The organism is Acidimicrobiales bacterium (assembly GCA_035533095.1).
Taxonomy (GTDB): Bacteria; Actinomycetota; Acidimicrobiia; order Acidimicrobiales; family Palsa-688; genus DATLUM01.
This window is the reverse complement of the sequence record DATLUM010000097.1, coordinates 1-7855: the sequence shown is the minus strand read 5'-3', so window position 1 is coordinate 7855 and position 7855 is coordinate 1. Positions and strand designations below refer to the sequence as shown.

Annotated in this window: 7 protein-coding genes; 4 read left to right on the top strand and 3 right to left on the bottom strand. The window is 68.3% G+C overall.

Translation table 11 applies throughout. The annotated features are described in order from the left end of the window. Positions 1-229: 229 nt before the first annotated feature. From VNF71_12440 to mobF, 3 genes are all read right to left on the bottom strand, one after another. Entirely contained in the window at positions 230-2683 is a 2454-nt protein-coding gene (locus tag VNF71_12440) for a site-specific integrase (GenBank protein ID HVA75361.1), read from the bottom strand. Next, complete coding sequence (locus tag VNF71_12435) at positions 2680-3906, bottom strand: tyrosine-type recombinase/integrase (protein ID HVA75360.1); 1227 nt, start codon at positions 3904-3906, stop codon at positions 2680-2682. Before VNF71_12435 ends, VNF71_12440 begins: the two co-directional genes overlap by 4 nt. Before the next feature lie 66 nt (positions 3907-3972). Then, the gene (mobF, locus tag VNF71_12430) at positions 3973-4566 is read right to left on the bottom strand and encodes a MobF family relaxase (GenBank protein ID HVA75359.1); all 594 of its coding nucleotides are present in this window, start codon (positions 4564-4566) and stop codon (positions 3973-3975) included. Positions 4567-4861: 295 nt separating this feature from the next. On the opposite strand from mobF, the gene VNF71_12425 reads away from it, so the two are divergent. Genes VNF71_12425 through VNF71_12410 form a run of 4 tightly spaced genes read left to right on the top strand, consistent with a single transcriptional unit; the run spans position 4862 to position 7731 of the window. Beyond that, positions 4862-5293, top strand: coding sequence for a hypothetical protein (locus VNF71_12425; GenBank protein ID HVA75358.1), 432 nt, complete (start codon positions 4862-4864; stop codon positions 5291-5293). Next, positions 5290-5613: a hypothetical protein gene (locus VNF71_12420; GenBank protein ID HVA75357.1), complete on the top strand. Its 324-nt coding sequence runs from the start codon at positions 5290-5292 to the stop codon at positions 5611-5613. Before VNF71_12425 ends, VNF71_12420 begins: the two co-directional genes overlap by 4 nt. A 58-nt stretch (positions 5614-5671) precedes the next feature. Continuing rightward, positions 5672-5995 (top strand): hypothetical protein, encoded by a 324-nt coding sequence (locus tag VNF71_12415; protein HVA75356.1) that lies wholly within the window; start codon positions 5672-5674, stop codon positions 5993-5995. Then, complete coding sequence (locus VNF71_12410; GenBank protein ID HVA75355.1) at positions 5992-7731, top strand: recombinase family protein; 1740 nt, start codon at positions 5992-5994, stop codon at positions 7729-7731. The genes VNF71_12415 and VNF71_12410 overlap by 4 nt, the downstream gene beginning before the upstream one ends. Positions 7732-7855 lie beyond the last annotated feature (124 nt).

The window sequence follows — 7855 nt, the reverse complement described above, 5'->3', positions numbered from 1 at the left end:
CTCCCAGCCAACACCGAGCTCGGCCGTCAACAGATCAGAGAGGACTCCTTGGTGGAGCTCGGACAGTGTCGTAGTCGCCTTGAAGATGGCCTTGGAATCGAGCGTCCTCCACTTGCCGTCCGACACGGACCTCGCCCGGTTCCAGACGACGACATGTTCTCTTAACTAAGAATTGACATCGTGGTGCCACGAGCGGCCCACCTCGCCCAGTGGCCCGTAGGTCGGTCGTCTACCTGGCGGCCACACTCTCGTCGACGGCATGAGCAGCGCGCTGGTCCAACTGCGTGAGCTTGTCGTTTGCCCCGGCGAGGCTGATCTCGAGCCCCTCGACCTCGCCGAGCCATCCTTCATGCGTGGCTTCTGCGACACGTGCTTGGAGGTTGTCCCGGATCTCGAGCAAGCGGACGCGCTGGCGGGGATCGGGCCACAGCATCGAGCAGCGCAGGCAGGCGTGCTCGTGGATGCACGGCGTCTCGAAGGCCCGCCCACAAGTCCCGATCGAGACCTTGCGCCGCTCGAAGTGTCCGAAAAAGGCCTGCCACTCCTCGTCTGTCGGAGTGCGGTACTCCTCGCTCGGGCGCAGAGCCCGGCGCCGGGTGAGGAAGGCGTGGTGCGCCTGCAGCGCCTCTTCGGGATAGACGGCCTTGTAGCTCATGGTGACGTTGATGTCGTGGTGGCCGACGATCTCCTTGGCGATGTGCGGTGGCAGGCCGTTCATCACGGCATCGGTGATGAACATCCGCCGGAAGTCGTGCGCGGTGCAACGAAGCTCCTGACCGTCTCTGCCGACGAAGGCCGCCCGTGACAGAGCCTCGTTGATCAACGTGCTCACGAACGGCACGTTGAACTCCTTGTACTCGGGCCCGACCCGGTGCTGGAACAAGAGCGGGGAGGGGGGCAGCCAGACGCGCTCGTGGTAGTCCCATGCACGCACGAGGCGCACCGCCCCGCTCGGGCCCCGGACTCGCCTGATGACCTCGCTGAGGACGTCGGCGAGCTCAGGGCACACGACCAAGAGACGTTCGGTGTCGGTCTTGGAGGGCGCAACCTGCAGGAGCGGGACCAGCTCGCCCGTGGTCGGCAGACGGTACTTGACCAGGCTGTAATGGCTCAGCTCCAACAACTCCTCGACACGAAGGCCTGTGAAGCGGAGGACCTCGATCACCGCCCAGGACCAGAAGGCGTGCTCCTCCTCGCGGTTGACCAGCCGCTGTTTGCCGGTCTCGGGGTCCTCGGCCCAGACGTTGCCGGGGATGCGGGGCCTGATCCTCTTGGAGCGGACGAGGACCTCTCCGGCGATGGCGAACGGTTCTCCCGGCATGGCGTTGCGGCCTGCAGCGAGAAGAGCGCCGGCGTCCTTGCGCCACTCGTTGGTGGCGCGGGCGAGTTGCGGCAAGAGCGGGAGGCGCTCGCGGGTTCTCGCGTCCATTCGCGCCTTGCGCTGGCGGACGAACTTGCGCGTGCTCAGCTCGTATCGGCCGATCGGACACGGTGCGACCGACGGCCCCCAGCGGGCGGGATCGTCGAGCGCCCATTCGGCGAGGTCGAGATAGAAGGACCGCACGGTGCGAAGAACCTCCAGATAGCCGATGCGCTCGGCGCTCGCACCGGCAACCTCGCCCGGTAGTTTGCGGGAGATCTTCTTGGTGCGCAGGCGGCCCTTCCAGCCACTCGCCACCTCGGGCGGCAACCGCAAGCTGTCGATACCCGGGTGGTGGGCTTCGAGGTCGGCCCAGAAGCACCGCACGAGCGCGTAGCAGAGCGAGACGACGGTCCCGTAGTCGACCGACGGCTGGCGCTCTTTCAGGTAGGAGACGAACAGCTCGCGGACCGGCTGGCAGGCGATCGGGTAGCGATCGACGAGCTCTTCCACGCTGAGTTGCCCGCTGCGACGCAGCGCCCTCCACGCAGGCACGTCAGGCGCGAACACGCCCATCTCCCGGAGCACCTTGAACAGTGCCGGGCGAGAGCGGAGATCGGACTTCCAGCGATCCTCTGCCTCGAGGAGCTGAAGCACGTCGCCCACCGTGATCTCGGCGATCCTGCCGCCCTTGGCGGCGATCAGCAGCGTGCACCGCAACACGACGTGACGCTCGGCGATCCCGGTGATCGCCGGGTCCTGCTCGCAAGTGCGGTGCAATCTGGCGAAGCCTTCGGCGTCGGCGGCACGGAGCAATCTGCAGGAGAGGCGGCGGCCCTTGCCGCCCGTCAGCAGCCAGTCGATCGAGGGGCGGACTATGCCCAAGCCGACGAGCAGCTCCATCGAAGCGGGCACGTACCTGAGACTTTCCTTGGTCGGCCCGCCTTGGCGCTCTAGGAACATCGCCGGCAGCGCCCGCCAGTCCTTGCCGGCGGCATCCGCGCCGCTTGCCAGCCATCGCTCCTGCCATGTCCCGCCGGGTTGGGCTTCCAACCAGTCGAGCAGGAGGCCGAGACCGATCAGCAGGCGGCGGCCGGCGGCGTCCGACGGATCTTCCGAACCCTCCGATCTCGAGCTCGCCAGTGCCAGCACCTCGGCGCGGCCGATGGAGGTCTCCGGCCAGCACTGCGCCACCTGGCGCGGTGGGAACCGGCCGAGCAGCTCCGCCGTGCCCTTGGCCGCCATCGTCGGACGGGACTCAGGCGCACGCCGTCCGGTGGCCGCCGTCGGGGCCACCACCTCTGCGTCGACGACGGCGGTCACCGTGGGGCCCTTGCGAACAGCACGTCGAGGCTTTCTTGGCTATAGCCCGGCGCAGGAGGCGGCGGGCTCGCTCCGGCGGCGCGGCGGCGCACCTGCTCGGCATGGTGGGCGAGGACGCGCCGCACCACGTCCTCCTTGCGCGGTGTGAGGTAGAGCTGGGTCGTCGTCAACTTGGCGTGGCCGAGAACGAACTGGACGTCGGTCAAGGGAAGGGCGGGATCCTCGGCCATCCGGTAGGCAGCCGTGTGCCTGAGGGCGTGCAGCGTCGTCGTCGTGCCCGCCTCGACGTTGGCACGCTCGAACATGCGATGCGCCGCCTGGTAGCCAAGCGGACGGAACGGGCGGCGCCGGGTCCACCAGAGCGGCTGGCGCCGGCCCGCCGGCACTAGGCCCTCCATCTCGACCTGGTAGAGCCGAAGCCACACGAAGGCGTCGACCGAGGCGGGCAGCTCCTGGGCCTGGCGGCTGCCCTTGCGGACGATAGTGATCAGCTGGCGGCCCGGGTCGACTGATCCCCGGGTGGCGGACAACAGCTCGGAGGCCCTCGCACCGGTCGAGACGTAGAAGGCGACGAGCGCCCGGTCCCGGTTCGAGCCGAGGCCGGCGAAGATCTCGTTGAACACTTCGTCGAGGACCGCCCTCGGGACGCGAGCCGGGACCCGGGGCCTGTAGAGGCCGGCCCGTTCGGCCCGGAACGGCTCCATTGGGCCGTGGTGGGCGTGGGCTCTGCCGCCATGGCGGGAGCGGTCGAGGGGGAACGGGTTCAGCATCGGGCCGGTGCCCGCCTCGCGGTGGAACTCGTAGAAGCTGCGGAGGACCGTCTCGCTGTGCGCACGCACCGAAGCCGAGTAGAGCTCGCCGGTCAGCTCGGGAGGGCAGGAACCTATCTCCTCCCGGCGCCGCCAATGGGGCCGGACGGGCTTGCCGGCGACCAGCAATGAGCGGCTGAAGTCACGGGCGTCCTCGCGCGTCACCCGGTCCCAACGCACCCCGAGCGCCCAGAGGAACCGGAACCAGCGAAGCAGGTCCATCGCGTAGGAGCGAAGCGTCGCATCCGAACGGCCGGCAGCCTGAAGGTCAAAGAAGAACGCCGACACGCAATTGAGGGAGAGGCCGTCTGGCCCCAGCAACTGGTATGGCTCGGCAGGGTCTCCCGTGGCCACCACCCTCCCGACAAGAGGTGCCGCCGTCCTCGCCAAGTCGTTCCTCGATCGCTCCTCCATGGCCAAGTTGGTCTAGCAGACTGATAACAAGAAATGGTGGATTACCAGGGATGATGGCTCAGTTAGTTAAGTCAATAGGTGGTCGTGCAGCTGCGGGTCGTCCGCCCTGCTCGTGAAGTGGGTGAAGCAGGTGGCGATCACCCCGGTCACGTCCTCTTCGACGATGCCGCCGGCACCCGATCGGGAGTGAAAGACGTGCGATTCGGCGTAGGAAAGGACGTAGTCGATCGCCTGGCGGTGGCAGTCCGAGATGATGGCCCGGGTGTCATCGTCGGCGAGCGCCCAGGCCGTCGATACGGACTTGCTCGGGCTGTACGTGAGATCAAAGCCGGCGACCGGCGCCCCGTTACCCGGCACGGTGAGGCGGTCCCCGAGCGGTTCGCCCGAGACCGGGTCGCAGAGCGCGACGAGCATGTTGAAGAGGTGTTCGTCGCTCACCTGCGAGCCCTTGTCGATCCCGCTCCCGCCGTCCAGGTCCGCGAGCCCGGCGCCTAGGAAGATTCCCGGCGGGGTGCCGGTGGAGGCGTAGTAGTGGGCAAGACCCTTGGACGGCTCCGGGTTCCCGTCGCCGGCCGCGACCGAGTCGATGAGGTAGCGGTAGCCACCGCCAAGGCTCACCCGCCGGATCGAAATCAAGTGAACGCAAAGCTTGTGTTCCACGCCCTGCTGAGCAGGGACGCGAGCGACAGTCGGATCCACTTGCAGGTCCAGCACTCGCGCCGGCGCCTGAGCCCTGCAGCCGAGAACGACTCGGTGTCTAGGAAAGACGGCCGCAGTGACCAGCCATGAAGACTGTCATCAAGGGCCTTGCCGTCCTGGTCATCACGTATATCAGTCATGTGTGGTCTCGAATGGCAATGCCGTTCCCCCTCTTGAGAGATTGTCCGGCCGACAATGCTTGACATAAGTGGAGTGACTCCTTACCGTTTGCTCAATCGATGCGGAGGTTGGGGCGATGAGCCAGCAGTCTCGACGTGAGTCCCTCGAAGCCAAGGGCCTGTTGCACCCAAGGCCCGAGGCGGTGACGTCGGAGCTGTTCTGCTCGACCGATCCGTTCTTCTTCGACCTCGACAAGGTCCAGGTCAAATACGAGATGCTGCGCGCCCACTACGTGTCGGGCGAGACCGCAGCTTCAGCGGCGCGCACGCACGGGTACTCACGAGGCGCCTTCTATCTGGTTGCCGACTCGTTCTCACGTTCGGGGATGCTGGGGCTGCTCGACGAGCGTCGTGGCCGCAAAGGCCCGCTCAAGCTGTCGCCCGAGATCGTCGAGTTCCTGCGCGCGGCGGCGGCTGCCACGAGCGCCCTGGACTTGGTGAGCCAGGCCGAGGAGCGCTTCGGGGTCACCTTGCACCGGCGCACCGTCGAACGGGTGCGCCGAGGGTGAGGAGCTTCTGGCCGATCGGCGAAGGCGCCCAGGCCGACTACGAGCAGCTTCGGTCCGGCGTGCTGGCGGGCACCCCGCTCGTCAGCGGCGCCGCCGGCCGCTTCGAGCGCACGGGGCTGGCGGGCCTGATCCTTCAGCCGAGCGCCCCGACGGTCTTCAGCGCCGTCCTTCTCGGCGCGGCGAGGCCGTCGTGGAGCCCGTATGCCGATCCCCGACTCGAGGCGCTCGCCGACGGCTACATGCTCGTGCTCGGCGCGGTGGCGGCCGGGTCCGGGGCGGGCACGTCCGCCGTCGCGGCCTCGGGATGGGCGCCGTCGTGAGGCCGGCCGTCGGAGCGAGCGCACCACGCGGGTGTATGGACGTCCGCGCACCTGGGCGATGAGAGAGCCCCGGCGTGACCACTACGTCGGACCTGGGACCGGCGAGGACAGCCGTCTCGTCGTCGACGCCGCCATCGAAGGGCTCTGCGCCGCTCGCAACCTTTCGGCGAAGGACGTCCCGGCGCGCTTGCACGTGATCGCCAGCTTGGCGGCCGAGCTTCAGGCTCGGCTCGGGCCGGCCGTCGCCGAGGCTCGCCAGTATGGGTGCAGCTGGGCCGAAGTCGCCGACCTGCTCGGCGTCACGAGGGCGAGCGCATGGCAGCGCTATGGCGGGAGGGAGAACGACGTGAACGACCCGACGACAAGGAGGCCAGTCCGGTGAGAGCAGCCATCTACGCACGGGTGTCATCGGAGACACAGGCCAATCGGGGAACCATCGGCTCGCAGCTGGCGCTGCTCGAGGCGAAGGTGGCCGAGGTGGGCGACGACCTGGTCGCCCGCTTTGTCGACGACGGCCACTCTGGCACCCGCCTTGACCGCCCCGGCCTCGACGCGCTGCGCGACGGGGCGCAGGGCGGCATCTTCGAGCGGGTCTGGGTGCTCACTGCCGACCGGCTGGCGCGCAACTTCGCCTACCAGATGCTCGTGCTGGACGAGCTCGGGAGTCTCGGCGTCGAGGTGTCCTTCACCGACTCCCCACCCATCGCCGATGACCCCCAGGCGCGCCTTTTGGTCCAGGTGCAGGGTGTGATCGCCGAGTACGAGCGGGCCAAGATGGCCGAGCGCCAGCGGCGCGGCAAGCTCTACAAGGTGCGCTCCGGGGAGGCCATCTTCACCATCGTCCCCTACGGCTACCGCCGCGTGCCCCGGGGTGAGCAGGGCCCTGCCCGCTACGAGATCTTCGAGCCCGAGGCCGTCGTCGTGCGGCGCATCTTCGACGACTACGTGGCCGGTGGCTTGTCGGTGCGTCAGCTCATAAAGGGCCTCCGTGCCGACGGCATCTTGAGCCCGACCGGACGACCGCTCTGGTCGGTCTCGACGCTCGGAGGGATGCTGCGCAACTCCAGCTACATGGGAAAGGCCTACTGGTATCGACGCGAGAGCGTGCCCTCGGCCCGGCCGACGGGCCGCCCGACCCGTCAGGTGGCTCGCCCACGCGAGCAATGGGTCGAGGTGGCCGTGCCCGCGATCGTCTCGGCGGACACCTTCGAGGCGGCACAGCGCATCGCCTGCCGCAACACCGCTTTCAGCGCCCGGCGCGCCCCAGGCGACCGCTTCCTGCTGAGGGGCTTGGTGCTGTGCGGGAAGTGCTCGATCAAGTGCGCCTGCACCCGCAAGGCCAACAGCCGCGGCGTTTACAACCACTATTACTGCTGCGCCTACCAGAACGAGCTCACGGCAAGAGGGCCGGAGCGGCGCTGCCGGGAGCGCAACATCCGTGCCGATGAGCTCGACGCCTTCGTGTTCGGCCAGATCCGCGAGGCGATGCTGCGGCCCGAGCTTCTCACCGCCGGCGAGGCCGCCCTCGTGAGCCGCGAGCCCCTCCCCGACGACGAGATCCTCGCCGCCGAGCTGGCGCGCATGCAACGCCGGCTCGACGACGCGGAGCGAGAGCGCCAGCGGCTGCTCGACATCTACCAGACGGGGCTGATCGAGCTCGGTGAGCTCTCCCGCCGCAACGAGCAGCTCGCCGCTCGGCGCCAGAGCCTCGACGCGCAACGAGAACGGCTCGTGGCCGAACGAGGCGAGCTGACCAAGAACAACCGGCTGCGCGAGCAGGTCGGCGCGTTCGCCAAGGCAGTCGCGAACGGGATGGACCAGCTCGACTTCGCAGGACGTCAACGGCTGATGCGAATAGTCGTCGAGAGCGTCCGCGTGACCGGCTGGCAGGTCGTGATCGCTCTGCGGATCCCCCTCGACGGGCCGCCGCCGGCCGCCCCCACGACGAGGCCCCGACCCCGCTCCGGCAGCCCCTTGAAGTCGTCGGGCCGCCGCGGCGTGGACGTCACTTCGGAGGGCCCACGACGGGTGTTCAGCCAAGACGGTTTGCGTTCGCTTGATCGAGATCACGCGCCCTGCCTCCTTCACGGGGGCGTTCGCGACGAGCGCCTCTATTAGAGAGGCACCGGCGACTCCAGGCTATGGGAGCCGTGCGGTTCAGCACCGCTGTGACCTGGGCTGATGCCTTGACGCACGCTCCCACTGTCAACTCTGCGTTGACAAGGGCGACCTTTTACTGGCG

Coding starts and splice junctions, on each gene's coding strand:
- VNF71_12435 (HVA75360.1), bottom strand. CDS start 3,906: ATGGAGGAGCGATCGAGGAACGACTTGGCGAGGACGGCGGCACCTCTT.
- VNF71_12425 (HVA75358.1), top strand. CDS start 4,862: ATGAGCCAGCAGTCTCGACGTGAGTCCCTCGAAGCCAAGGGCCTGTTG.
- VNF71_12415 (HVA75356.1), top strand. CDS start 5,672: ATGAGAGAGCCCCGGCGTGACCACTACGTCGGACCTGGGACCGGCGAG.